Source organism: Kribbella sp. NPDC048837 (genome assembly GCF_055586945.1).
On the sequence record NZ_JBVJHF010000002.1, the window covers coordinates 1244132 to 1269646 of the forward strand.

A 25515-nucleotide genomic window follows, 5' to 3' on the forward strand; every position below is an offset into this window, starting at 1 on the left:
CCTGACGTAACTCTGCCGCCCGGTACGCGTTGCCGTACCGGGCGGCTGTTGCGTTTTGGAGACACCTGCACGATCTGCGATCGTGTGGTTACTTGTTTCGGGGCTGCACGCCTTAGAGTCTGAGTCGAGCGTCGAACGGCAGGAGTCAAGGACAGTGAACTACGACGAGTTCAACACCGAGTACGCGAAGGTGCTGGACAAGATCAAGAGCGGTCGGTGCAGCTGGTCGGAGCTGTCCGGTCACGTCACCCGGCTGCGCCAGGCGACTGCCGGGATCACGGCTCGGGTGGAGCGGACCCAGGTCGACCACGACCTGGCCGCACTGAGCCAGATGGTCGACATGTCCCGGCGGACCAACGACAAGGAGGACGTCTGGACGGTCACGTCCGACGCGATCCGCCGGGCCAGCAGCCAGGAGGGTTCGGTCGCGGACCGGATCGCCCGGATCGAGGCGAGCATCAACGAGATCTCCAGCCTCGCCAACCGGAACCCGGACGAGCGGGACGCGCTGATGCAGTCGACCAGCACCCTGCGGATCCTGCACGCCTCGCTGCAGAGCTCGCTGCGCACCGAACAGGCCGAAGCCGCGGCGGCCGCGGCCCGCTGAGACCCCCGACGGGGGAGCGACCCGCCAGGTGCTCCCCACCAGGGTCTAGATGCCCAGCGCCGTAGACAGTGCCTGCTTGATGCCGGTCAGGTCTTCTCCTGCCCGGCGTCGAGCGCTCGCGACATCGGAGCCCGCCACCGGGACGACGACCTCCAGGTAGCACTTCAGCTTGGGCTCCGTGCCGGACGGCCGCACCACCACCCGGGCACCCTCGGACAGCGTGTACCGCAGGCCATCGGTCGGAGGCAGCGTCTCGCTGCCCTCGCTCAGGTCGTCGACCCGCTCGACCGCGTGACTGCCCAGCGAGGTGGGGGGAGTGCTGCGGAGCCCGTTCATCGCGGTCTGGATCAGGGACAGGTCGTCGACACGCACCGACAACTGGTCCGTGGCGTGCAGGCCGTACTTCACCGCCAGGTCATCCAGCAGATCCAAGAGCGTGCGCCCCTCGGACTTCGCCCGCGCCCCCAGCTGCAGCACGCGCACCAGCGTTGAGACCCCGTCCTTGTCCTTCACGGCCGCCGGGTCCACGCAGTACCCGAGCGCCTCCTCGTAGCCGAAGACGAGGTCCGGCACCCGCCCGATCCACTTGAACCCGGTCAGCGTCTCGACGTACCGGACGCCGTACGACGCCGCGATCTTGCCGAGCAGCGACGACGAGACGATCGAGCACGCCGCGACCCCGTCCGGCCGCGATGACAGCAGGAACTCACCGAGCAACCCGCCCAGCTCGTCCCCGCGCAGCATCCGCCAGCCACCCTCGGCCGACGCGTCGGGGATGGCGACCGCGCACCTGTCCGCGTCCGGGTCGTTCGCGACCGCGATGTCCGCATCCACCGACCGGGCCAGCTCGAGTGCAGCGTCGATCGCGCCCGGCTCCTCCGGGTTCGGGAAGGAGACGGTCGGGAAGTCCGGATCCGGGTCCGCTTGCGATGCCACCACGGCCGGTACGGCGAAGCCCGCGCGGGCGACCGCGTCCTCGACGAGGGACCGCCCGACGCCGTGCAGCGGCGTGTAGGCGACGTTCAGCTCGCGTGGGGCGTCGGCCGGGACCAGCTCGGCGATGCGATCCAGGTAAGCGTTCAGCAGGTCGTCCCCGGTCGTCTGCCAGTCCTCGCCGCGCGGGACCTCCGCCAGCGGCCCGACGGCCGCGATGGCGGCCGCGATCTCCGCGTCCGCGGGCGGGACGATCTGTGAGCCGTCGCCCAAGTAGACCTTGTAGCCGTTGTCCTGCGGCGGGTTGTGCGAGGCGGTCACGACCACCCCGGCGACGGCCTGGAGATGCCTGATTCCGAAGGCGATCACGGGGGTCGGTGTCGGACGATCCAGCAGTACGGCGTCCAGTCCGGCACCGCGCATCACGGCGGCGGTGTCCTGCGCGAACACGTCGGACTTGTGGCGGGCGTCGTACCCGATCAGGACCGGGCCGCCGGTGAGTCCGTTCGCCTTCAGGTAGGCGGCCAGGCCGGCGGCGGCGCGGATGACCACGACCCGGTTCATCCGGTTCGGTCCGGCGGCGACGGCGCCGCGGAGTCCCGCCGTACCGAACTCGAGGGTTCCGGCGAACCGGTCGGCCAGCTCGGCGGTGTCCCCGGAGTCGAGCAGCGCCCGCAGCTCGGCGCGGGTGTCGGGGTCGGGGTCTTCGCTCAGCCAGGCTTCGGCGGCGCTGCGCAGGTCATCGGTCACATGCGCACGATAACTAATGTCCGGACGACTGGCAGGGGCGCGCGCGGAGGTCGGCGACGTAGTCGTCGGGGGCGCCGGCGGCTTCGGCCGCCTCGGCGAGGATGCCCAGGTAGCGGGCCGAGGGCAGGCCGCCCTCGTAGGCGTTCAGCACGTACATCCAGGCCAGCTGCTCGCCGTCCAGGGTCTGCACCCGGACCTGGATCTTGCGGTAGACGCCCTGGTCGATCCACTCCCACTCGTCCAGCCGCTCGACGTCCTTGGGGTGGATGTCGTACAGCGCGACGAAGACCTGGTGCGTCGGGTCGCCCGGGTCCTCGACCACGGTGGCCATCGCGCCCTCCCAGCCGAGTTCCTCGCCGCCGAAGGTGAGGCGCCAGCCGGCGATCCAGCCGGTCCCGCGCAGGGGCGAGTACGGGCACCGCTCGGCCATCAGGTTCGGGTCCAGATTCGACGCAAACGCGGCGTACAGGGTCACGACGACACAGGATACGGAAGAATGACCTCCCGTGGCGCGAGTTGTGATCATCGGAGGCGGTCCCGGCGGGTACGAAGCGGCCAGTGCGGCCGCCCAGCTGGGGGCGGAGGTGACGGTCGTCGATTCCGACGGGATCGGCGGTTCCGCCGTGCTCACGGACTGCGTCCCGAGCAAGACCCTGATCGCCACCGCGGAGGTGATGACCGAGGTGGAGGAGGCCGGCGAGCTCGGGGTCCGGCTGGACGACGGGGACGACGATCCGGCCAACTCCGTGCGTGTCGATCTCTCCGTCGTCAACAAGCGGGTCAAGGCGCTGGCCACCGCGCAGTCCGAGGGCATCACCCGGCGGCTCGAGCGGGACAAGATCCAGATCATCCAGGGCCGCGGCCGGCTGGACGGGCCGGAGACGGTGGTCGTCGGCGACGAGCGGCTGGACGCCGATGTGGTCCTGATCGCCACCGGAGCAAGGCCGCGCATTCTCAAGGGCTCGGAGCCGGACGGCGAGCGGATCCTGACCTGGGAACAGGTCTACGAGCTCGAGGAGCTGCCCGAGCGGCTGATCGTGGTCGGCTCCGGCGTCACCGGCGCGGAGTTCGCCAGCGCGTACGACGCTCTCGGCAGCGACGTCGTCCTGGTGTCGTCGCGGGACCGGGTGCTCCCCGGTGAGGACGCGGACGCGGCGGCGGTGCTGGAGGACGTGTTCAAGCGGCGCGGACTCACGGTCCTGGGCAAGTCCCGGGCCGAGTCGGTGAAGCGGGACGGCGACGGCGTCGTGGTGACGCTGACCGACGGCCGGACGGTCGAGGGATCGCACGCGCTGCTCGCGGTCGGATCGCTGCCGAACACCGACGACATGGGCCTGGTCGAGTCGGGCGTGTCGCTGACCGACGGCGGCTTCGTCCAGGTCGACCGGGTCTCCCGGACCACGGCCCGCGGGGTGTACGCGGCCGGCGACTGCACCGGTGTCCTGATGCTCGCCTCGGTCGCCGCCATGCAGGGCCGGATCGCGATGTCGCACGCGCTCGGCGACGCGGTCATCCCGCTGGACCAGTCGACCGTGTCCTCGAACGTCTTCACCGCCCCGGAGATCGCCACCGTCGGCCTGACCCAGGCGGTGGTCGACGCCGGCGGCAGTACGGCGATGGTCGTGAAGGTGCCGCTGGCCGACAACGCCCGGGCCAAGATGCAGGGCGTCCGCGACGGTTTCGTGAAGCTGTTCTGCCTGCCCAACACGGGCATCGTGGTCGGCGGCGTGGTGGTCGCTCCCCGCGCCAGCGAGCTCATCCACCCGATCTCGCTCGCCGTCGGCGCCCGCCTGACCGTCGACCAGGTCGCCCACGCCTTCACCGTCTACCCGTCCGTCTCCGGCTCGGTCGCCGAGGCCGCCCGCCGGCTGCACCTGCGCTCATGAAGTTCCTGGTGTTGTGGCAGATGGAGTTGAGTCTGCTCTCGCCGGAGATGGCGCGGGCGGTGGGTGCGATGCCGGAGTACGGCGAGCGGCTCGAGCGTGAGGGGAAGGTGCTGGCGCGGTACCACGTGGTCGGATCGCACGGTGGGGCGTGGATCTACGAGGTGGACTCGCACGAGGAGTTCGAACGCTTGCTGGGGCGGGCGCCGGTGTTCAACTTCGCTCGGTACACGGTGCATGCACTCGCCGAGATGGATTCCGGCCGCCCGGGCGATTGACGCGCTCGCGGAGCCGGGGAGACCCTGGCTCCAGGGGGCGAGGCGCATGTTCGAGGACCGTACTGATCTCGCTGTCGACCGGCACCTGGTCGTCAGCCACCGGTTGCGAGCCCGCCGGCTGCAGCTCGGCCTGACCCAGAAGCAGCTCGTCAGCCGGCTCGCCCGCCGCGGGATCCGGACCACCAACAAGACCCTGTCGAGCTTCGAGCACGGCGCCGGTGTCGACGTGGTCCGCCTGCCCGAGCTGGCCGCCGCGCTCGACTGCACAGTGACGTACCTGCTCGGCCTGACCGAGGACCCGGCCCGCTGGGAGCCCGACCGATCCACCCGGACCGACGACCGTTCGCTCCCGCGCCCGGCCGTGCTCAACTCACCCGGCGTGGTGAACCATCCGGACGGTCACTGGATCCTCGGCCCGGATGTCCCGGCCCGTCCGCCCAGGCGCTGATTGACCAGCCGCAGGTGGTACGCCGAATAGTGGCGTAAGGCAACCAATTGGGCCGGCGTCAGCCGGTCGCACACCCATCCCCAGTGCAGGGCGACGCACTCGCCCGGAGTCAGACGCTCGAGCAGCGCGACACCGTCGAAGCCCCGGATCGCCGTTTCCTCCCGTGGCGCGCCGAGCGCGAGCTGCGCCCCGTCCCATTCCAGTGGACGGGACTCGACCACGACCTGCCCGTCGACATCGGCGATCACCCGGCCCCAGCGGATCCGGCACTGGTCGAGCACCCGGGGGGCCTGCGCCGTACTGCGCTCCGCGGGCAGCAGATCGGCCCAGGGGTACAGGCAGAAGACCTGGAAGCTGTGGTGCGGCAGACCGCCCTCGCCGTCGCCGGCGCGGTCGAGCAAGCGGTTGCCGATCCAGTACGCCTCGACCACCTCGCGATCGAGGGAATCCGCCGTACCCGTGGCCGCGGCGATCCGGCGCAGTTGCGGCCAGGCGCCCTCGAACTGGCGGGCCAGTGCGCGGAACCCGTTGTCCGCCCGGCCGAGAGCGCCGTACTCGAGCAGGGCGCCGGAGTCGGCGGGACCGCAGTACCCGAGCCGGTTCGGCGCGAAGGCGTACCGGACGAACAGGGCCGGTCCGGTCACGGCTCCGCCCCGAAGAACGCGAGCGCGTCCGCGGCCCGCTCGGGCGACATCCGCTCGAGCGCGAAGCCGCTGTGGATCAGCACGTACTCACCGGGGACGAACGGGCCGTCGAGCAGCGACAGGTTGATCTCCCGGACGACGCCCGCCACCTCGACCAGGCCGAGGTCCGCGTCCTCCGGGCAGTCGACCACGCGGCCCGGGATCCCCAGGCACATCGGGTTACATCTCCCGGAGCCGGCGGTAGCGGCGGACGTCCTCGATCCCGTAGTACCCGAGTCCGACGAGCACCACCAGTACGACGGCCAACAGCACCCAGCGCATCAGATCTTCCCCTCCGTCACGCCGACCGGCCGGTCAGCCGGCCCGGCGACCTGTCCGGTGACCAGGTCGATCACCAGCTGTACGGCGGTGCCGACCACGTCCTGGACGGCCGCCGACAACCCGATCCCGGCGTCGAGGCCGGCCGGCTCGCAGCCGACCACCACCACAGGTCCCACGGTGCCACCTAGTCGCGGCACAAGCGAGAGCACGGCGTCCGGTCCGAGGTCGTGGGCGTCCATGCTCACGTCCGGTCCGGGCTCGGCGCCGGGCTCGGCCTCGATCAGGTAGACCGTCCCCGGCGGCCCGCCCCGCTGGACGGTGTCGACCAGGACGACGAGGTCGTACGGCTCGAGCAGCTGGTAGGCCAGGTGGATGCCGCGGATCCCGAAGTCGTGCACCTCGACCCCGGCCGGCAGGTCGCGCCGGGCCAGCTCTTCCACGACCGCGACGCCGAAGCCGTCGTCGCCGCAGAACACGTTGCCGAGGCCCGCCACCAGGACGGTCATTCCGCACCCACCAGCGGCTCGAGCTCGTCGGGACCGAAGTAGAGATAGCGGCCGTGGGTTCGCTGGACCTCGCCCTCCTCGCCGTCCAGCGCGACCGCGACATGCGTCTCGCCGTCGACGTCGGACAGGACGGCGACCACGGTGCCGAGGCGCCCGGTGAGGAACATGTCCTGCGCGTCGGCCCGTTTGATGCCGGGCCGCAGCCGGACCCGCGAACCGTTGCCGACGGCAACATCGCCGACGAGGACCGTGTCGGTCTCCGGCGAGACCGAGCGGTCGCTGCCGGGATCCCACCAGGGCTTGTCGTCCGGCTCCGGTTCGGTCACCTTGCGCAGGTAGCGAATCGTGCCGTGCAACCGGTCCAGGAACTCCGGCGGCATGGTGTCGACCCGGGCCAGCAGTTCGGCCGCGCGCGGATCGGTGCCGCGGACCTCGCGCTTCTCGTCGTCGGTCAGCGTCATCGTGCGCAGGCTGAGGATCTCGTCGATCTCGGTGGCGTCGAACAGGTCGCCCTGGCTTTCCGGCGCGATCTGCGGCTGGTCGTACAGGATGATCGGCGACGACAGCAGCAGCTCCCCGGCCAGCACCGGGTAGACACCGATGTTCTCGCACCCGGCGGCGAAGGCCCTGGCCCACTCCGGCGGATCCAGCAGCGAGAGGAACCGGCAGCCGTCGGCGGCCACGATGACGTGGTGGGAGATCAAGGCCTGCCGCAGTGCGCCGACGCGCTCCGAGCTGCCGTCCGGGGTGGTGTTCGCGACCCGGATCCCGACCCGGACCGCGCCGTACGGGCCGGGCAGCGGCTGGAGGCTCAGCGCGACGGTTCCGGTCATCGGCAGCCGGGACCGGCGCAGGAACCCGGCCGTGCCGACCGCCTCGGTGTCGGTGCCGCCGGAGATCCGGAACGGCACCTCCCGGGGGAGCCTGTGCAGGTTCGTGGTGAGGTCCACGGTCCGCTCCACCGCCTCGTCCCACGGCACGTACGTCGCGTCCTCCGTCTCCAGCGCGGCGACCTCGACCTCATCGGCGTCGAGGACGGTACGGCGTTGCGCCTGCAGGAAGCGCACTCGCACGGTGATCACGGCCTCGTCGCCGTCGAGCAGGCACTCGGTCTGTGACCAGCCCCGCTCGGACGGGTCCAGAACGCAGTAGTCGGGCGGCATCAGCACGCCGAACTGCCAGCGCACCCGGTTCTTCCCGTCCGACGCCCGGTACGGGTAGAGCACGTAACCCTCGAACAACAGCGCGTCCGCGACCTGCTGGACCGCGTCGAACCTGTTCATTCCAGCTGTTCCTTCAGGAGTCGCTCGATCGCGTCGTCCCAGCCGGGCAGTGCTTCCCGCGTGCGGTACCGGTAGAGCCGCTCGAAGGTGTCGCACCGCAGCCGCAGCCAGGCGGCACCCGGGAAGTGCTGGTCCATCGCCTCCCGCCACACCGCCACCGGCAGCAGGTACGACGTCTCCTTCTGCCAGGCGACCGGTGTCACCGAGAGGGTCCCGGGACTACCGGTGAAGATCGTCCCGTTGAACAACAGCAGCAGTGGTACGCCGTCCTCGCGCACGGCGTACAGGTACTTGTGGGCGGCGACGTCGAAGTCGTAGCTGCAGGGGAGTTGCAGATCGACCTCGGTCGCGCCGGTGAAGCCGGGCACCATCTGGGTGACGAACGAGAGCTGCAGCGGCTTCAGCGTCTCGCCCCACCGGGCCCGGTCGCCGAACAGGTCCGCGAGTCCCTCGGCCTCCTCGTCGTTGTAGCGCCGCCGGATCGGTTCGATCCTGATCTGGCACCGCAACGCGAGTGCGTGCACCGGCGTACCGGTCGTCTCCTCGATCCGCAGGTGCAGGCGGATCAACGGTGTCGCGGCGTACCGATCCGCCTCCGCGCCGGTGCAGGTGAAGTCCAGGTCAACCACGGCTGCGCTCCCGGATCCCCGCGAAGAAGCCGTCGATCCGCTGCCAGACCACTTCGCCACCGGCGAAGCCCTCCCAGTACTGCCGGACGATCCCGACCAACTCGTAGCACGCGTCGATCGGGACCAGATGGCACTCGAACCCGTCGTCGAGCCGTCGCAACAGCACGGCCTCCACATCCGGGACGAGCTCCTGCAACTGGGGATCGCCGGCCACCACCTCGTCCCACGCGGCCAGGTCGAGCAGCGACTCGGTGGCACCACCGGGGCTCGGGTAGAAGGCGACGTACCGGGCCTGGTCGGACTGGTAGAAGAGAAAAGCCAGGTTGACCGGGATGCCCATCGCGTCCCACTGCGCCGCGGACAGGGTGAAGTCCGCGTTCGTCCGATAGCGCTCGGGGACGGCGCGATAATGCCCGCGCGATGCGGCGCCGTCGGTGAAGAGCAGGTAGCAGGACCGGCACGAGCACAGCAGCCGATGTCCCTGCACGTCGGCCAGGTGCGAGTGCTCCGGCCCGATCGGTACGGCGCACATCTCGCACTGCTCACCCGGTGCGGCCTGCTCACGGACCCCACCGGTGAACTCGCGGAGCACCGCGACCGGGTCGACGGCCGGACGTGGTGGCTTGTTCCGCGCGAGTGAGCGCAGGGTCGGCGACGGTCTCACGCCGGCTGCACCCCCGGGATGGCCACCTTCCAGCCGGCGCCCTCCGGCAGCAGCGGCAGCGCCTCGAGTGGCAGCGACCCTTCGGGTGCGAGCGCCCGCCCGGCCAGGCGTACGTCGTACTCGGCCGTACAGCGTGGACACGTGAGCCGGTCGCCGTCCAGCTGCCCGTGGTGCAGGGCTGACCCGCACATAGGGCAGATGTTGCGGTAGGCGAAGAACGTGCCGGCCAGGTTGGCCACGAGCAGGTCCAGTCCGGCGACCTTGAGGTGCTGGACCTGGTCGGGGGGTGTGACCAGGTCCAGCTGGTGCCAGCCGTTCCGGTGGGGACGGAACGGCTCGATGGTCAGCAGGTTCTGCTTCTCCTTGACCATGCCGGCGACGTCGACCGCGATGGCCTCGGGCGCGGCGTCCAGGACGGCGTTCTCGACCGTGAGCCGGACGGTCGCGGTCGAGCCGGGACAGCCGTCGCAACTGCCCTGCAGGCGCAGGTGGACGACGCCGTCGTCGTCGATACCGAGGTAGTCGATGCCGCCGGCATGGGAGCCCAGGTACGGGCGGACGTCGTCGAGGGCGTGCTGGATCCGGGTCGCGACGTCGTCGGGGTGGAGGTCGTGGAGCAGCAGCAGCCCGGCGACCAGATCGTCCCCGGCCAACTGCCGGACCTGCGGCTCGTCGAGCAGGTCCAGCAGTTGCCCGAGGCCGGCGCCATGCAGGGTGAGCACGGCGCGGACCAGTTCCTCCACCTGCCGGGCCAGCGCGGGGTCGGCGCGTCGCTGGACCTCGTCCAGCAGGACGTCGATCCGTTCGCTCAGCTCCTGGACGTCGTGCCGGTCCATCTCAGTACGGCTTGACCGCGATCGTGGGTGAATGCAGGTGGGTCTTCTCCCGGCCGTTGCCGACGTACATGTGCACGCCGCACGGCAGGCACGGGTCGAAGCTGCGCACGGCCCGCATGATGTCGATGCCCTTGAACCGGTCCGGTGGGTTCTCCTCGAAGATCGGCGTGTTCTGGACCGCGTCCTCGTACGGGCCGGGGGTTCCGTAGGTGTCCCGGACGCTGCCGTTCCACGGGGTCGGCGGATACGGGTGGTAGTTCGCGATCTTGCCGTCGCGGATCACCATGTGATGCGAGAGCACGCCCCGGACGGCCTCGGTGAACCCGCACGAGATCGCCTCGTCCGGCACCTTGAACGGCGTCCAGGTCTCGGTGTGCCCGCCGCGGACCTCGTTCATCGCCTTCTCGCAGAAGTGCAGCGCGAGTGCGGCCGCGTAGGCCTGGAAGTAGGTCCGGGCCCGGTTGCGCTCGAGCGCGTTGCTCCAGCGCGGGATCTTCCACTCGTACTCCACGGCCGGTTTCAGCGCGGTCCTGGGCAGCTGGATCTTCACGCTGTTCCCGGTGGCCTGCACGTTCGGCGTGTTCACCAGACCGGACAGCGCGGTCGACCACAGCCGGGCGATCGGGCCGCCGCCGGTGTCGAGGGCCAGGTGGTCCTTGCCGTCGAACCAGCGCGGCGACATGGTCCAGCTGTAGGCGTTGGAGAAGTCGCGCTTCTGCGGCTTCGGCAGCGTGTGCTGGTTCCACGGATGCCGGACGTCGATCGGGTTGCCGAGCGGGTCGATGTCGACGAACTTCTCGTGACTGCCGTCGGCCCAGTCGTCGTAGTACGAGCTGCCGAGCAGGATCCGCAGGCCGAGGTTGATGTCGACCAGGCTGTTGGTGACCAGTTCGCCGTCGACGATCACGCCGGGCGTGACGAACATCCGCCGGCCCCAGGCCTCCATGTTCCGGTAGGTGAAGTCGCAGATCGCCGGATCGTTCAGACTGCCCCAGCAGCCGAGCAGGATCCGCCGCTCGCCGACGTGCTCGTAGCCGGGCAGCGCCTCGTAGAAGAAGTCGAAGAGGTCGTCGTGCAGCGGGACGACCTTCTTCATGAACTCGATGTAGCGCATCAGCCGGGTCAGGTAGTCGGTGAAGAGCTGGATCGTCGCGACCGTACCGACCCCACCGGGGTAGAGCGTCGAGGGGTGGACGTGCCGGCCCTCCATCAGGCAGAACATCTCCCGGGTGTAGCGGCTGACGTGCAGCGCCTCCCGGTAGAACTCGCCCTCCAGCGGGTTCAGCGAGCGCATGATGTCGCCGATGGTCCGGTAGCCGTGGTCACCGGCGTGCGGCGCCTCGGTCCGGTTCGCCAGTTCCAGCACGCCGGGGTTGGTCTCCTTGACCATCCGCTCGCAGTAGTCCACCCCGACCAGGTTCTCCTGGAAGATGTTGTGGTCGAACATGTACTCCGCGGCCTCGCCGAGGTTGACGATCCACTCGCCGAGGTGCGGCGGCGCGACGCCGTACGCCATGTTCTGCGCGTAGACCGAGCAGGTCGCGTGGTTGTCACCGCAGATGCCGCAGATCCGGCTGGTGATGAAGTGCGCGTCGCGCGGGTCCTTGCCCTTCATGAAGATGCTGTAGCCGCGGAAGATCGACGAGGTGCTGTGGCACTCCTGGACGGTCTTCTGCTTGAAGTCCACGCTGGCGTAGATGCCGAGGCTGCCGACGATCCGGGTGATCGGGTCCCACGCCATCTCGACGACGTCGGAGCTCTTCGACTCAGTGCCGGCGGGCGTGACTTTGGTTTCGGTGGTGGTCATGGCCCTACCAGACCTTCTCGTAGCCGGTGGCGAGCTCGTCGCCCTTGCGCCGCCACTTGGGTTCCTTGTTGCTGGTGTTCTGGGTGAACTTGCGCAGCCGGCGGATGACGGTGCCGTAGACCATGGTCGCGGTGGTGGAGATCTTGCTGCCCGGTGGTTCGTCCATGAACGGCATGAACTTGTCCGGGAAGCCGGGCATCGTGCAGGCGATGCAGATCCCGCCGACGTTCGGGCAGCCGCCGACGCCGTTGATCCAGCCCCGCTTGGGCACGTTGCAGTTGACCACCGGACCCCAGCAGCCCAGTTTCACCAGGCACTTGGGCGAGCCGTACTCCTTGGCGAAGTCGCCCTGCTCGTAGTACCCGGCCCGGTCACAGCCCTCGTGCACGGTCCGGCCGAACAGCCACTGCGGTCGCAGTTCGGCGTCGAGCGGGATCATCGGAGCCTGCCCGGCCACCTGGTAGAGCAGGTACACGAGCGTCTCGGACAGGTTGTCGGGGTGGATCGGGCAGCCGGGCACACAGACGATCGGCAGGCCGGCCTTGGACTTCCAGCTCCAGCCGAGGTAGTCGGGCACCCCCATCGCGCCGGTCGGGTTGCCGGCCATCGCGTGGATCCCGCCGTACGTCGCGCAGGTGCCGACCGCGACCACGGCAGTGGCCTTCGGGGACAGCCGGTCGAGCCACTCCGACGTCTTCATCGGCTGCCCGGTGGCCGGGTTGTTGCCGAAGCCGGCCCAGTACCCGTCACCGTGGATCGCCTCGTTCGGGATCGACCCCTCGACCACCAGCACGAACGGCTCCAGCTCGCCGCGGTCGGCCCTGTGCCACCACGCGATGAAGTTGTCCGCGCCGGTCTCCGGGCCGCACTCGAAGTCGATCAGCGGCCAGTGCACCGCGATCTTCGGCAGCCCGGGCAGGGCGCCGAGGACGATCTCCTCGATACTGGGCTGGGTGGCCGCGGTCAGCGCGACGGAGTCACCGTCGCAGCTCAGTCCGCCGTTCATCCAGAGGATGTGCACCACACCCTCGTCGGTCTCCTGTGCCTGCTCCGGTTCCAGCGTCGTGGACACGACCCCGTCCTCCCTCGCCCGGGAAACGACCTCGGTCTTTTGACCGTACTTCCGTCATGTCCGGTCCGACAGACACTTGTGTCGGGTATTAATGGCGGTGTCGGGAAATCCGGGATTCCGCGATTCCAGGACAATCCGGGACGCCTTTCGGCCAGTGTCGCACCGTTATTCTTGCCCAATGGACGATCCCGGCCGCGAGGTCTTCGTCTCGCCCGTGGTCGTGGCTTCGCACGCCTTCCCGGCCCGGCCGGGATCGCTGCCGGACGCCGAGCAGTTCGTCCGCGAGGCGCTCGAGCCGATCACTCTCGAGGCCGAGGAGCGCAAGGCGCTGTACGACGCGATCACGACCGCGCTGCTCGCCGCGGCCGGGCCGAAGGACGGCGTTTTCGACGTGACCGTGCGAATCTTCCCCGATGGTGTGGAGGTCGAGGTTCTGCACGGTGCCGGCGTCCACCGGGTGCAGCCCGCGGCCGAGCCGTTCGCCGACTGGCTGAACGGCGTGCTGCGCGGTCAGGGCCTGTCCCAGCAGGACGCCGCACAGCGGATCGGGGTGTCGGTGCGGACCATCAGCCGCTGGCTGCACGGTGACACCGAACCGCGACTGCGCGACCTTCGCCGGGTGCACGAGATCTTCGGGCCGTGATCCCTGGCGCGGTCCGGGGACCGGGTTTAGTGTGCGAATTATCCGCTGATCGCGGAATTCGTCATTTCTTGCCCGGCGGGGTGAGCATCACGAACGAGCCGGAACGTGTTCGCAGCCGGGTCCTGGTCACCGGCGTGGTCCAAGGCGTCGGCTTCCGTCCGTTCGTCTATTCCCTGGCGCGGGAGCTCGGGCTGTCCGGGCAGGTCGGCAACACCGCGGCCGGCGTGGTCGCCGAGGTCGAGGGGCCGGTCGCCGCGGTCGCCGCGTTCGGGCGCCGCGTGCGGACCGAAGCCCCGCCGCTGGCCGCGGTCTCGACGGTGACCCCGGAGCCGCTGGCGCCGCGCGGCGGGACCGAGTTCATCATCCTCGACTCGACCGCGGGACCGGGCCGGACGCTGGTCTCGCCGGATGTCGCGACGTGCGCGGACTGCCTGGCCGAGTTCGCCGATCCGTCCGACCGGCGCTACCGGCACCCGTTCGTCAGCTGCACCAACTGCGGGCCGCGCTTCACGATCATCACCGGTCTGCCCTACGACCGGCCGGCCACCACGATGGCCGAGTTCCCGCTCTGCCCGGACTGCGCCCGCGAGTACGCCGATCCCGCCGATCGCAGGTTCCACGCGCAGCCGATCGCCTGCCCGGCCTGCGGCCCCCGGTTGGAGCTGGTGCAGCCTGGCCTCGAGACGGCGTACGACGAGGACGCGCTGGCGGCCGCGCACGGGCTGCTGGTCGACGGCGCGATCATCGCGGTCAAGGGACTGGGCGGTTTCCATCTGGTCTGCGACGCCGGCGACCCGGCGGTGGTGACCACGCTGCGCAAGCGCAAGGACCGTGGTGACAAGCCGTTCGCCGTGATGGCCGCGGACCTCGACGCGGCCCGGCGGATCGCCCTGATCGACGCGGACGAGGAAGCGCTGCTGACCGGTAGCCGGCACCCGATCGTGCTGCTCCGCCGCCGGGCCGGTGCCGCCGTCGCCGAAGCAGTTGCCCCCGGCAACCCTGACCTCGGCGTGATGCTGCCGTACACACCGGTGCACCAGCTGCTGTTCGACCAGCCCGGCCCGTGTGTCCTGGTGATGACGAGCGGCAACCTGACCGGCGAACCGATCGTGACGGCCGACGACGAGGCCCGGACCCGGCTGGCCGGCCTGGCCGACGCGTGGCTCGGGCACGACCGCCCGATCCACGTGCCGTGTGACGACTCCGTCGTACGGATCGTGGACGGGGCCGAGCTGCCGGTCCGCCGGTCCCGCGGGTACGCGCCGTTCCCGATCGACCTGCCGGTCCCGGTCCGGCCGGCGCTGGCGGTCGGCGGAGATCTGAAGAACACGTTCTGCCTCGGGGACGGGCGGTACGCCTGGCTCTCGGCGCACGTCGGGGACATGGACGATCTCGCGACTCTGCGGGCGTTCGAACGCGCGGAGGAGCATCTCGAGCAGTTGACCGGGGTCCGGCCCGAGGTGCTCGTGACGGACAAGCATCCGTCGTACCGCTCCCGGCAGTGGGCGCAGCTGAACGCGGCCGGCCGGCCGGTGGTCGGCGTACAGCATCATCACGCGCATGTCGCCTCGGTGATGGCCGAGCACCGGCACCAGGGCCGGGTCATCGGCTTCGCCTTCGACGGGACCGGGTACGGCGACGACGGCGCGGTGTGGGGCGGCGAAGTACTGCTGGCCGACTACGACGGGTTCGAACGGCGGGCGCATCTGAAGTACGTGCCGCTGCCGGGCGGTGACGCGGGAGTCCGCAATCCCTGCCGGATGGCGCTGTCGCACCTGCGTGCCGCGGGTCTGCCGTGGCATCCCGATCTGCCGTCGGTGCGCGCTTGCCGTGGGCCGGAGCTGGATCTGCTCCGGATGCAGCTGGACAAGGACATCGCCTGTGCACCGACATCCAGCATGGGCAGGTTGTTCGACGCGGTCTCATCGCTGGCCGGGGTATGTCACCGGGTCGGGTACGAGGCGCAGGCCGCGATCGAGCTGGAGGGACTGATCTCGTCCGGTCGCGGGCTCGGTACGTACGAGTTCGCGGTCACGGGGGACGAGATCGATCCGGCGCCGGTGCTGGCCGGGGTGGTGCGCGACGTGCTGCGCGGGGCCGAGCCGGGGGTGGTGAGCGCCCGCTTCCACCAGAGCCTGGCCGGCCTGATGGTGACGCTGGCCGACCGGATCCGCGCCGCCGAAGGACTGACCACCGTCGCGCTGTCCGGCGGGGTGTTCGTCAACAAAGTGTTGCTATCGGCAACTACCAGGGCATTGACCGGGGCCGGGTTCACCGTCCTGCGGCATCGCCGGGTGCCACCGACCGACGCCGGTCTCGCCCTCGGGCAGCTGGCCGTCGCGGCGCGCGCCGCTTAGGGAGGGATCAGCATGTGTCTGGCCGTACCGGGAAAGGTCGTGGAGATCCGGGAGGAGGACGGCACCCGGATGGGCATGGTCGACTTCGGTGGCGTGCTCAAGGACGTCTGCCTGGAGTACCTGCCGGACCTGCAGGTGGGTGAGTACACCATCGTGCACGTCGGCTTCGCGCTGCAGCGCCTGGACGAGGAGTCCGCGATGCAGTCGCTCGCGCTGTACCGCCAGCTCGGCGCGCTCGAGGAGGAGTTCGGCGACCACTGGGGCCTGGCCGCGCAGCAGGCCGGGGAGCGCCGCCCGCCCGGCACCGAGTGGCAGCGCGCCGAGGAGATGGGGGAGGCCGCGACATGAAGTACCTGGACGAGTTCAGCGATCCGGTCCTGGCCAGGAAGCTGGTCGACCAGATCCACGCCACGGTGACGCAACCGTGGGCGATGATGGAGGTCTGCGGCGGTCAGACGCACACGATCGTCCGGCACGGGATCGACCAGCTGCTGCCGGACGGCGTCGAGATGATCCACGGCCCGGGCTGCCCGGTCTGTGTGACCCCGCTGGAGATCATCGACAAGGCGCTCGAGATCGCCGCCCAGCCCGGCGTGATCTTCTGCTCGTTCGGCGACATGCTGCGGGTGCCCGGCAGCGGCCGCGACCTGTTCCGGATCAAGAGCGAGGGCGGTGACGTCCGGGTCGTCTACTCGCCGCTGGACGCACTCCGGCTGGCCCAGCAGAACCCGGGCAAGCAGGTGGTGTTCTTCGGCATCGGCTTCGAGACCACGGCGCCGCCGAACGCGATGACGGTCTACCAGGCGAAGAAGCTCGGCATCCCGAACTTCAGCCTGCTCGTCTCCCACGTCCGGGTGCCGCCGGCGATCGAGGCGATCATGCAGTCGCCGACCTGCCGGGTCCAGGGCTTCCTCGCCGCCGGCCACGTCTGCAGCGTGATGGGTACGGCCGAGTACCCCGAGCTCGCGGACAAGTACGGCGTACCGATCGTGGTCACCGGGTTCGAGCCGCTGGACATCCTGGCCGGGATCCTGCGCACGGTGAGCCAGCTCGAGAACGGCGAGCACGTGGTCGAGAACGCCTACCGGCGGGCGGTGCGCGACGAGGGCAACCCGGCGGCGAAGGCGATGCTGGCCGACGTGTTCGAGACCACGGACCGGTCGTGGCGCGGGATCGGGATGATCCCGCGGAGCGGCTGGCGGTTGTCCGAGCGCTACCGCGAGTACGACGCCGAGTACCGCTTCCAGGTGCGCGACATCGACACCCAGGAGTCGACCGTGTGCCGCAGCGGCGAGGTGCTGCAGGGGCTGATCAAGCCCCACGAGTGTTCCGCGTTCGGGACGTTGTGCACACCGCGCAACCCGCTGGGCGCGACGATGGTGTCGAGCGAGGGCGCCTGCGCGGCGTACTACCTCTACCGGCGCCTCCAGACCCCCGTCGAGGTGGTGACCACCGGTGGCTGAGCAACTGACGGCCCCGAACTTCGACGGGTGGGTCTGTCCGCTGCCGTTGCGCGATCACCCTGCGGTCGTGATGGGCCACGGGGGCGGCGGACAGATGTCGGGCGAGCTGATCGAGCACCTCTTCGTGCCCGCGTTCGCCAACCCGGTGCTCAGCGGCCTGACGGACTCGGCGGTGTTCACCCTCGGGGACGCGCGGCTGGCGTTCTCGACGGACTCGTTCGTCGTCCAGCCGTTGTTCTTCCCCGGCGGGAGTATCGGGCACCTGGCCGTCAACGGGACGGTCAACGATCTCGCGATGAGCGGCGCCCAGGCGGCGTACCTGTCCTGCGGGTTCATCCTCGAGGAGGGCGTCGAGCTGTCGGTGGTCGGCCGGATCGCGGAGGACCTCGGCGCGGCGGCGCGGCGGGCCGGGGTGACGATCGCGACCGGCGACACCAAGGTCGTGGACGCGGGCCACGGTGACGGCGTGTACGTCAACACGGCGGGCGTCGGGCTGGTCCCGGCCGGCGTGGACATCCGGCCGCAGCGGGCGACGCCGGGCGACGTCGTCATCGTCAGCGGTCAGATCGGGGTGCACGGGATCGCGATCATGAGTGTCCGCGAGGGCATCTCGTTCGGCACCGAGGTGGTCAGTGACTGCGCACCGCTGAACGGCCTGGTGGCCGCGATGCTCGCGGTGTGCACCGACCTGCACGTCCTGCGCGACCCGACCAGGGGTGGCGTGGCGACCTCGCTGAACGAAATCGCCAAGGCGGCCGGGGTTGGCATCGAGCTGACCGAGACCGCGCTCCCGGTGCCGGAGACAGTCGCCAACGCCTGCTCGTTCCTCGGGCTCGATCCGTTGTACGTCGCGAACGAGGGCAAGCTGCTCGCGATCGTGGCGCGCGACGACGCGGACGCCGTACTCGCGGCGATGCGGGCGGATCCGCTCGGTGCGGACGCGGCGGTCATCGGCGAGTGCGTCGAGGCACATCCGGGCATGGTGGTGACGAAGACCGCGTTCGGTGCCACCCGGGTGGTGGATACGCCGATCGGGGAGCAGTTGCCCAGGATCTGCTAGCGGGTCGCCAGCCAGCGGTGCCAGGCGTCGAGGCCGTCCCCGCGGGTCGCGGAGACCGGCAGCAGTTCGACGTCCGGTTTGACCCGCCGGATCAAGTCGAGACACAGGTCGGTGTCGAAGTCGACGTACGGCAGCAGGTCGATCTTGTTCAGCAGGACGAGGTCGGCGGTGCGGAACATGTACGGGTACTTCGCCGGTTTGTCCGCGCCCTCGGTGACCGAGATGATCACCACGCGCGCCGACTCGCCGAGGTCGAACAGCGCCGGGCAGACCAGGTTGCCGACGTTCTCGACGAAGACCAGCGAGCCGTCGGGCGGGGCGAGCTCGGTCAGGCCGCGGTCGAGCATCTCCGCGTCGAGGTGGCAGCCGGCGCCGGTGTTGATCTGGACCACCTTGGTGCCGGTGGACCGGATCCGCTGGGCGTCCAGCCAGGTCTCCTGGTCGCCCTCGATCACCAGCGTCTCGCGGCGGCCGTCGAGGTCGCGGACGGTGCGTTCGAGCAGCGTCGTCTTGCCCGAGCCCGGTGAGCTCATCAGGTTGATCGCGGTGACCGCGTGCTCGGCCAGCCGGTGCCGGGTCGCGGCCGCGAGGACGTCGTTCTTCGCCAGGATGTCCTGCTCGAGCAGCACGGTCCTGGTCTCGTGCTCATGGCCGAGGCCGTGGCCGTGGCCGTGGGCATGGTCATGCGAGTGCTCGGGCCCGTCGACCAGGGTGACCCGGGTGGTGGCGTCCTCGCCCGAACATCCACAGGTACTGCACATGTCAGGGCACCTCCACCGAGACGATCCGCAGCTCGCGGCCGGCCAGGATGTCGAGATCGGCGCTGCCGCAGTCGCACAGCATGATCGGATCGTCGAGCGTGAACTCCCGCCGGCAGTCCCGACAGTACGCCCGGCCCGGCGGCTCGTCGATGTCCAGCCGGGCGCCCGCCAGCCCGGTGCCGTCGGCCACGATCTCGAAGCAGAACCGGATCGAGTCGGTCACCACCCCGGACAGCCGGCCGATCTCCAGCCGGACGGCGGCCACCGGTCCGTCGCCGATCTTCTCGACGATCGCATCGACAATGCTCTCCGTGATGGCGAGCTCGTGCACGCTCCCGACGGTAGGCCGGGCCGTCCGCGGCGAGCAAGACCCGAAGACACGGGAAAACCTGCGGACCCGCACCGGCGGATCGAACACCGTGCGTGATCGGCGGAGTTGGGCGTGATTTCGGGGGAAAACGCGGTTGCCGGGCGGCGATCGATTTATATTGGTGACGAATAGTTACCGTTGCTGGCAGCAACCAAGGAAAACGCCCGGTGCAACCGCTATCGCGGCTCGTGGGAGCGGTCTTACGCTCCGACTGTTCAGCTTGCGGTCAAGGGGGGACCGCCCATGTCGGAGGGGAAGTATGAGACGACGCCTGAAGCACACTGCTGCGCTCGTTGCCCTGACCAGCCTGATCCTCGCGTCCCTGTCGGCGCCGGTGCAGGCCGCCGTCCGAAAGGATCCGCCTCCGGGCCACGCGCCGGGCGCGATGCAGGTGAAGACCGCGGCCGACGCCGCGCTGGCGAAACTCGACCCGACGCTGGAGGCGAAGGTCAAGAAGGGTGACACCGCCAAGGTGGCGGTCTTCGCGACCGTCCAGGGCGACGCCACCCAGGCCAAGGACGTGCTCGACAACGCCAAGGTGGCCAAGTCCGGCGACGCCGCGCTGGTGCTCGGATCCATCCCGGTCCAGGCGCTGCCGAAGCTGGCCGCCGTACCGGGCGTGGTCGCGATCCAGCCGGTCGAGATGACCAAGACCGGGCAGCCGCTGACCGATCCCGACCCGGGGCTGCACAAGGCGCCCACCGCCGCCGAGAAGCACGCCGCGCTCGCGAAGGCCAAGGCCGACGACGTCCCGTACAGCGAGGCCCCGCCGCTGCGCGGCTCCAACTTCGAGACGCTGCGCAAGCAGAACCTGCTGGACGCCAAGACGCACAACTTCACCGGCGCCTGGAACGCGGGCTTCACCGGTCAGGGTGTGACCGTCGGCGTCCTCGACGGCGGCACCGACTGGGGTCACCCGGACCTGCTGAACACCTGGCAGACCTGGACCGGCCAGACCGGCGCGAAGGCCGGCTGGAACGGCTGGCCGAAGGCGTTCGACCCGTTCGGCACGCTGCAGTGGCTGGCCGACCCGAGCCAGGTCGACCAGGGCCTGTCCTGGTACACCAAGACCACCGCGGCCACCTGCGTCACGTCCGGCGGCACCTGCTCGGTGGACTTCGCCACCAAGACCGGACCGTCGCGCAACTTCAGCCTGCCGGCCGGGACCAAGCAGCACACGTACTCCTTCCCGGCGAGCTGGAGCAAGTCCGGCAAGGTCATGCTCGGCAGCCACCCGGACGACTACCTGCTCGACCTGTACGGCGAGCGCCCGGGCTTCCTGGTCACCGACCCGCACACGGCCGGCGTCTACGACACCGTGTACGTCGACCTGGACGACGACTACTCGTTCGCCGACGAGAAGCCGGTGACCAAGTCCTCGCCCGCGTCGTACCGGGACATGAACGGTGACGGCTACACCGACCTGTCCGGCGGCCTGATGTACTACATCTCCGACGGCAAGACCCCGATCCCCGGTGGTCTGGACGCGTTCGGTGTCGAGGACACGTCGTTCGGATCCGGCGCGCTGGTCGCGTGGACCGGTGACTTCGACCCCGGCATCGAGGGCCACGGCACGCTGACCGCGTCGAACGTGGTCGGCCAGGCCGTGATCAACGGCAAGGCGCCGACCTTCAAGGACATCCCCGGTGGCAAGTACGCCGGTGCCGTCCTCGGTGGTGCGCCGCACGCCAAGCTGGCGCCGTTCGGCGACATCTACTTCAGCCACGACTTCTCCGACCAGTTCGGCTACTTCCTGTCCACCCGGCAGGGCGTCGACATCACGTCGAACTCGTACGGCGACTCCACCACCGACAACGACGGCTGGGACGCGGCGAGCCAGGAGGCCGACGTGATCTCCGACGGCTTCAAGACCACGGCCCTGTTCTCCACCGGTAACGGCGCTCCGGGCTTCGGTACGACGACGGCCGCGGCGCCCTCGACCGCGATCGAGGTCGGCGCGTCCACCCAGTTCGGCGGGACCGGCTGGGACTCGATCGTGCGGACCAGCCAGATCACCGACAACGACGTGATGGTGTGGTCCAACCGCGGCTTCGGCGCGAACGCCACCAACGGCGTCGATGTCGTTGCCGACGGCTCCTACGCACCGGGTGACGCGACCCTGAACACCGTCCTCGACGGCCGGAACGCGTGGGAGACCTGGGGTGGCACCAGCCGGTCGACCCCGGTCGCCGCGGGTGCGACGGCGCTGCTCTACCAGGCCTACAAGAAGGCGCACGGCGGGACGGTGCCGGCCGGTTTCTACTCGACCGCGCAGGACATCCTGAAGTCGACCTCGAAGGACCTCGGGTACGACGCCAACGTCCAGGGCTCGGGCTCGATCGACGCCGGCAAGGCGGTGGCGGGTGCCCTCGGCACCCGCGCGACCGTGTCGCCGACGGAGTGGCGGGTGGGTGACTACCGCGGCACCGAGTACCCGGTGTTCGCGAACATCATCTCGCCCGGAGGGACCGACAGCCAGAAGTTCACGCTCAACGGCCCCGGCGCGTGGCAGGTCAGCGACCGGCAACTCGTCCGGACCGACAGCGACACGCTCTCCTTCAACAGCAAGGACCTGAGCCAGGAGAGTACGTCGAACTTCAACGCCCCCGACTACCTGATCGACCTGACCAAACAGGTCAAACAGCACAAAGACGCCGATCTGATGGTGGTCAAACTCGAGTACCCACGGTCGCAGTTCGACGGTGACAACAACCTGACCGAGGACCAGGCCTGGCGGCTGCTCACCTACAACTGGACCGACGTCAACCACGACGGCAAGCTGTGGACCGACAAGAACCACAACGGCGTCGTCAACCACACCGACAAGACGACCAGCTCGAACATCGACAACTTCCTCGACCTGGACTTCGCCAAGTCGGACATGGAACAGGGCGAGTACGAGCGGTTCATGTACCACCGGGCCGGCTCGAACGCACTGCAGTCGTACGTCGCGGACCCGGCGAAGCGGATGGCCGACGGCCTGTTCCTCGGCCTGCAGCACTCCGCGAAGAACACGTCGATCCCGGTCACGAACTTCAAGATCTCGATCGACTGGTACAAGAACAGCGACTGGAAGTGGGTCACCACGCCGAAGACCGCGAACGGCTCGTTCACCGCGTCGATCAAGGTCCCGGGCAACGCGCCGTACGGCATGTACTCCGGTGCCGTGGTGCTGAACCGCGGCTCGGACTCGATGGTGGTGCCGGTGTCCGTGGCGGTCGCGGCGAAGGCGACGCAGGACGCGAGCGGCAGGATCACCGGTGCGATCACGTTCGGCGGTGACGACGTCGCGAAGGCCCAGCAGAACTACACCTACAACAACGGCTCGGTGTTCGGTGCGAACGACTGGACCTGGCGGGCCGAGTCCGGGGACTGGCGGTTCTTCTACCTCGACGTCCCGAAGACACCGGCCGAGGGAACCAAGTTCCTGGCCAACACCAGTTGGGAGGACTCCGGTCCGTACACCGACCTGGACACGCTGATCATGGGCCGTTCGGTCAACCACTTCCAGCTCGAGCCGGATTCCGTGTACGGCGCGCCGTACACGATCGACACGGTCGGGAAGAGTCCGAACACCAACGTCCGGGCGGGTGCCTGGCGGTTCGACACGGCGACCGGTGGCCCGGCCGACGTGGTGACCGCGCCGGCGCAGGAAGGCCTGCAGGCGCTCGCGCTGCACCAGGTCAGCTGGCAGGGTGACAAGTTCAACACCCCGTTCAAGGTGCAGCTGGGCAGTGCGTCGGTGTCGCCCTCGTCGGTCGTCCAGACCGCGACCGGGGACACCGGTGGGTTCGACGTGACGTTCTCGTCGAGCGTGCCGCTGGACGGGCTGAACGCGTCGGCCTACGGCCTCAGCCAGCCGAGCACGACGTCCGAGGTCGCCCACCAGGACGACCCGAACGACCCGTCCACGGCGAGCGTGAAGAAGAACCTCACGCTCTCGCACGCGTCCCGGTTGGACGTGAGCACGGCGCTGGCCAACAACGACGTGGACCTCTATGTGCTGCGGGACGCCAACAACGACGGCGTGTTCTCGCCGTCCGAGATCGTCGCGTCGTCCGCCGGTGGTACCGGCGACGAGTCGGTCGACCTGGTCAACCCGCCCGACGGCAACTACCAGATCTGGGTGCACGGCTTCGGAGTCACCGGGACGCCGTCGTTCCCGCTGGTCGTCAACGCGATCCAGGGCAACGACCTGACCGTGAGCGGCCTGCCCACCGGTGCGGTCCCGGCCAACACGACGGTCACGCTGCACGTCGACTACAACAAGGCGATGACACCCGGCCAGAGCTACAACGGCGAGCTCCTGCTCGGCCCGTCCTCGGCTCCGACCGCGCTGTCCGTCCCGATCAAGATCACCAGATAACCGCAACTTCTGCGGCGGGGGCCGTATCAAGCTCAGTGTGAAGACTCTGACCTTGAAACGAGCCTCCGCCGCGGCGGCGACCGCCGTACTGCTGGGGACCTTGGCAACCGTTCCGGCCAAAGCGGCGGTCGCGTCGGCGACCGCGGCCTGCCAGATGACCGTCGGCTCGATCACCAGCGGCGGCAACCTCGGCTACTCGGGCATCACCGCGTCGTCGCCGATCACGGCGAAGCAGTCGACCGGCGTCCATCTGTTCACACCCGGCCTCGCGAAACTCAGCTCGACCTGGACGACGACGCTCGACGTCCCGGCCGGCGACACGACGTACGGCGACGTCATCCTCAACTCGACGCTGTACTACGCGTCGTACGGCCACGCCTCGGACGGGTCGCCGACCAGCAGCCTGAAGTCACAGGGCGCCGGGTACAACGGCTACATCGCGATCGAGTCCTCGTTCTACTGGGGCGCGACGGTCCGGGGAGCCTCCTACAGGTTGCGCGGTGACGGTGTGCTGTACCGCACCGAGGGCCGGGTGGTCACCCGCTACACGGGCTACGCGAACGTGAAGACCATGGCCCTGATCAGCGAGACCAAGACCTACGACACCTTCCTGCTGACCACCAAGGCCGGCGGCCTCTACACACTCCACATCCCGGTAGGCACCGCCAAGCCGGTCCTCAAGCAGCTCCGCGCCTCCACCTGGCAAGGCTTCGAGTTCCTGGTCGCCGAGAAGTGCGGCACCCAAAGCACCCTCCTCACCGCCATCGACAAGGACACCGGCTCCGCCTACCTCTACGCCATCAGCCACGCCACCGGCGCCACCACCGTCATCAAGGGCCTGGGCAAAGTCCCCGGCACCTACAAGGACCCCGTCTACTCCCTCCAAACCGCCGAGGGAAACGCCCCGCTCTTCGGCGAGTAACCCCGTCAACGACGGAGCCCCGGGGACCGATTGGTCGCCCGGGGCTCTGTGGAGTTGCGAGGCTAGAAGTCGCCGCCGAAGTCTCCGCCGCCGAAGTCCCAGCCGCCGGAGTCTCCGCCGCCGGAGTCGCCCATGTTGAAGTCGCCGCCGCCGTCACCACCGTCGCCACCGCCGTCGGCCATGCCGGCGTCGTAGCCGGCCGCGTAGTCGCCGTAGCCGCCGCCGGCGAACATGCCGCCGAGCATCGTGCCGAGGAACATGCCGGTCATCACGCCGCCGAGGGCGCCGAACATGCCCTGCGCGTACGGCGAGTAGGCCGGGCCGGCCTCCCAGTACGGCACCCGCTGCGGGCCGACCATGACCTTGCGGACGTCCGGCTCGGCACCGGCGCGGACCCGCTCGGCGTCGGCCGCGCAGGCCGGCACCTCCCGCGGCGCGCCACCGGGCGGCGCCCACATCACGTCCACGACGGACGGGCCGTGCTGCGGGTTGAAGAAACAGGACGGACGGCGCTGCGGCAGCGGCTCGCCGTTCACCCGGGCGCGCACACAGGTCGCGGCGTACCGGCCGTCCTCGAGGATCTCGATCACGTGCTTGATCTGGTCGGCCTGGGTGACCTGGCCGACCGCCTGCTTGGCCGACTCGTACGAGTCCAGCGCGCGCTGGTAGTCCTGCCGGGCCCCGTCGCCGAGGTCCTTGCCGACCATCTCCAGGTCGAGGTCCTGCAGCTCCTCGCCGAAGCGGGTGATGTCCTCGTCGGCGGTGCGCTTCACCGACTCCAGCTCGGTGGCCGTGATCTCGTGCTGCTTGCGGTTCTGCAGCTGGGTCCGGCGGTACGAACGGTATGCCAGAACGGCGATCACCACGAGCGCGATGATCAGGATGGTGGTCATGACAGGCCTTCCTCCCGGG

The 25515-nt window shown here is 69.6% G+C and carries 25 protein-coding genes; 11 read left to right on the forward strand and 14 right to left on the reverse strand.

Annotated features, from left to right (window positions below; all coding sequences use genetic code 11):
* Positions 1-154 precede the first annotated feature (154 nt).
* Complete coding sequence (locus ACZ6O0_RS13945; RefSeq protein WP_465765230.1) at positions 155-607, forward strand: hypothetical protein; 453 nt, start codon at positions 155-157, stop codon at positions 605-607.
* Positions 608-652: 45 nt separating this feature from the next.
* Here the strand turns inward: ACZ6O0_RS13945 and ACZ6O0_RS13950 are convergent, their stop codons facing one another.
* Positions 653-2290 carry a phospho-sugar mutase gene (locus tag ACZ6O0_RS13950; protein WP_465765231.1) on the reverse strand — a complete coding sequence of 546 codons (1638 nt, stop codon included), beginning with the start codon at positions 2288-2290 and terminating at the stop codon, positions 653-655.
* A 13-nt stretch (positions 2291-2303) separates the two neighbouring features.
* Positions 2304-2765 (reverse strand): gamma-glutamylcyclotransferase, encoded by a 462-nt coding sequence (locus ACZ6O0_RS13955; RefSeq protein ID WP_465765232.1) that lies wholly within the window; start codon positions 2763-2765, stop codon positions 2304-2306.
* Positions 2766-2796: 31 nt separating this feature from the next.
* On the opposite strand from ACZ6O0_RS13955, the gene ACZ6O0_RS13960 reads away from it, so the two are divergent.
* From ACZ6O0_RS13960 to ACZ6O0_RS13970, 3 genes are read left to right on the forward strand one after another with little or no spacing between them, the layout of a single operon-like run.
* The gene (locus tag ACZ6O0_RS13960) at positions 2797-4176 is read left to right on the forward strand and encodes an NAD(P)H-quinone dehydrogenase (RefSeq protein ID WP_465765233.1); all 1380 of its coding nucleotides are present in this window, start codon (positions 2797-2799) and stop codon (positions 4174-4176) included.
* The gene (locus tag ACZ6O0_RS13965; protein WP_134123154.1) at positions 4173-4451 is read left to right on the forward strand and encodes a muconolactone Delta-isomerase family protein; all 279 of its coding nucleotides are present in this window, start codon (positions 4173-4175) and stop codon (positions 4449-4451) included. Before ACZ6O0_RS13960 ends, ACZ6O0_RS13965 begins: the two co-directional genes overlap by 4 nt.
* A gap of 46 nt (positions 4452-4497) precedes the next feature.
* A complete protein-coding gene (locus tag ACZ6O0_RS13970) occupies positions 4498-4899 on the forward strand; it encodes a helix-turn-helix domain-containing protein (RefSeq protein ID WP_465765234.1) in 402 nt (133 codons plus the stop codon).
* On the opposite strand, the gene ACZ6O0_RS13975 is transcribed toward ACZ6O0_RS13970, so the two are convergent.
* The 9 genes from ACZ6O0_RS13975 to ACZ6O0_RS14015 all read right to left on the reverse strand — a co-directional run bounded on the left by ACZ6O0_RS13975 (position 4851) and on the right by ACZ6O0_RS14015 (position 12661).
* The gene (locus ACZ6O0_RS13975; protein ID WP_465765235.1) at positions 4851-5543 is read right to left on the reverse strand and encodes a DUF6390 family protein; all 693 of its coding nucleotides are present in this window, start codon (positions 5541-5543) and stop codon (positions 4851-4853) included. The two genes, ACZ6O0_RS13970 and ACZ6O0_RS13975, sit on opposite strands and share 49 nt — an antisense overlap.
* Positions 5540-5758 carry a HypC/HybG/HupF family hydrogenase formation chaperone gene (locus ACZ6O0_RS13980; RefSeq protein WP_465765236.1) on the reverse strand — a complete coding sequence of 73 codons (219 nt, stop codon included), beginning with the start codon at positions 5756-5758 and terminating at the stop codon, positions 5540-5542. The genes ACZ6O0_RS13975 and ACZ6O0_RS13980 overlap by 4 nt, the downstream gene beginning before the upstream one ends.
* A gap of 105 nt (positions 5759-5863) precedes the next feature.
* A complete protein-coding gene (locus ACZ6O0_RS13985) occupies positions 5864-6370 on the reverse strand; it encodes a hydrogenase maturation protease (RefSeq protein WP_465765237.1) in 507 nt (168 codons plus the stop codon).
* Positions 6367-7653 carry a hypothetical protein gene (locus tag ACZ6O0_RS13990; protein ID WP_465765238.1) on the reverse strand — a complete coding sequence of 429 codons (1287 nt, stop codon included), beginning with the start codon at positions 7651-7653 and terminating at the stop codon, positions 6367-6369. The genes ACZ6O0_RS13985 and ACZ6O0_RS13990 overlap by 4 nt, the downstream gene beginning before the upstream one ends.
* Positions 7650-8282, reverse strand: coding sequence for a DUF6084 family protein (locus tag ACZ6O0_RS13995; RefSeq protein WP_465765239.1), 633 nt, complete (start codon positions 8280-8282; stop codon positions 7650-7652). Before ACZ6O0_RS13995 ends, ACZ6O0_RS13990 begins: the two co-directional genes overlap by 4 nt.
* The gene (locus ACZ6O0_RS14000; RefSeq protein ID WP_465765240.1) at positions 8275-8946 is read right to left on the reverse strand and encodes a DUF5947 family protein; all 672 of its coding nucleotides are present in this window, start codon (positions 8944-8946) and stop codon (positions 8275-8277) included. The genes ACZ6O0_RS13995 and ACZ6O0_RS14000 overlap by 8 nt, the downstream gene beginning before the upstream one ends.
* Positions 8943-9782, reverse strand: a complete 840-nt coding sequence (locus tag ACZ6O0_RS14005; RefSeq protein ID WP_465765241.1) for a NifU family protein — start codon at positions 9780-9782, stop codon at positions 8943-8945. The genes ACZ6O0_RS14000 and ACZ6O0_RS14005 overlap by 4 nt, the downstream gene beginning before the upstream one ends.
* 1 nt (position 9783) lies before the next feature.
* Positions 9784-11589: a nickel-dependent hydrogenase large subunit gene (locus tag ACZ6O0_RS14010; protein WP_465765242.1), complete on the reverse strand. Its 1806-nt coding sequence runs from the start codon at positions 11587-11589 to the stop codon at positions 9784-9786.
* Positions 11590-11593: 4 nt separating this feature from the next.
* On the reverse strand, positions 11594-12661 hold the full coding sequence (locus ACZ6O0_RS14015) for an NADH-quinone oxidoreductase subunit B family protein (protein WP_465765243.1): 1068 nt from the start codon (positions 12659-12661) through the stop codon (positions 11594-11596).
* A gap of 178 nt (positions 12662-12839) precedes the next feature.
* Here ACZ6O0_RS14015 and ACZ6O0_RS14020 point away from each other — a divergent pair, with 178 nt between their 5' ends.
* From ACZ6O0_RS14020 to hypE, 5 genes are all read left to right on the forward strand, one after another.
* On the forward strand, positions 12840-13304 hold the full coding sequence (locus ACZ6O0_RS14020) for a helix-turn-helix domain-containing protein (protein WP_465765244.1): 465 nt from the start codon (positions 12840-12842) through the stop codon (positions 13302-13304).
* 80 nt (positions 13305-13384) lie between these two features.
* Positions 13385-15661 carry a carbamoyltransferase HypF gene (gene hypF, locus ACZ6O0_RS14025; RefSeq protein ID WP_465765245.1) on the forward strand — a complete coding sequence of 759 codons (2277 nt, stop codon included), beginning with the start codon at positions 13385-13387 and terminating at the stop codon, positions 15659-15661.
* Positions 15662-15673: 12 nt separating this feature from the next.
* Positions 15674-16009: a HypC/HybG/HupF family hydrogenase formation chaperone gene (locus ACZ6O0_RS14030; protein ID WP_465765246.1), complete on the forward strand. Its 336-nt coding sequence runs from the start codon at positions 15674-15676 to the stop codon at positions 16007-16009.
* Entirely contained in the window at positions 16006-17124 is a 1119-nt protein-coding gene (gene hypD / locus ACZ6O0_RS14035; RefSeq protein WP_465765247.1) for a hydrogenase formation protein HypD, read from the forward strand. Before ACZ6O0_RS14030 ends, hypD begins: the two co-directional genes overlap by 4 nt.
* On the forward strand, positions 17117-18184 hold the full coding sequence (gene hypE / locus ACZ6O0_RS14040; protein WP_465765248.1) for a hydrogenase expression/formation protein HypE: 1068 nt from the start codon (positions 17117-17119) through the stop codon (positions 18182-18184). Before hypD ends, hypE begins: the two co-directional genes overlap by 8 nt.
* On the opposite strand, the gene hypB is transcribed toward hypE, so the two are convergent.
* Complete coding sequence (gene hypB, locus ACZ6O0_RS14045; RefSeq protein WP_465765249.1) at positions 18181-18945, reverse strand: hydrogenase nickel incorporation protein HypB; 765 nt, start codon at positions 18943-18945, stop codon at positions 18181-18183. The two genes, hypE and hypB, sit on opposite strands and share 4 nt — an antisense overlap.
* A 1-nt stretch (position 18946) precedes the next feature.
* Positions 18947-19276, reverse strand: a complete 330-nt coding sequence (locus ACZ6O0_RS14050; protein WP_465765250.1) for a hydrogenase maturation nickel metallochaperone HypA/HybF — start codon at positions 19274-19276, stop codon at positions 18947-18949.
* Positions 19277-19574: 298 nt separating this feature from the next.
* Between ACZ6O0_RS14050 and ACZ6O0_RS14055 the strand changes: the two genes are divergently transcribed.
* Positions 19575-23681, forward strand: coding sequence for a S8 family serine peptidase (locus ACZ6O0_RS14055; protein WP_465765251.1), 4107 nt, complete (start codon positions 19575-19577; stop codon positions 23679-23681).
* Positions 23682-23718: 37 nt separating this feature from the next.
* Positions 23719-24603, forward strand: coding sequence for a hypothetical protein (locus ACZ6O0_RS14060; RefSeq protein WP_465765252.1), 885 nt, complete (start codon positions 23719-23721; stop codon positions 24601-24603).
* A gap of 62 nt (positions 24604-24665) precedes the next feature.
* Here ACZ6O0_RS14060 and ACZ6O0_RS14065 read toward each other — a convergent pair whose 3' ends face one another.
* Positions 24666-25496, reverse strand: coding sequence for a hypothetical protein (locus tag ACZ6O0_RS14065; protein ID WP_465765253.1), 831 nt, complete (start codon positions 25494-25496; stop codon positions 24666-24668).
* Positions 25497-25515 lie beyond the last annotated feature (19 nt).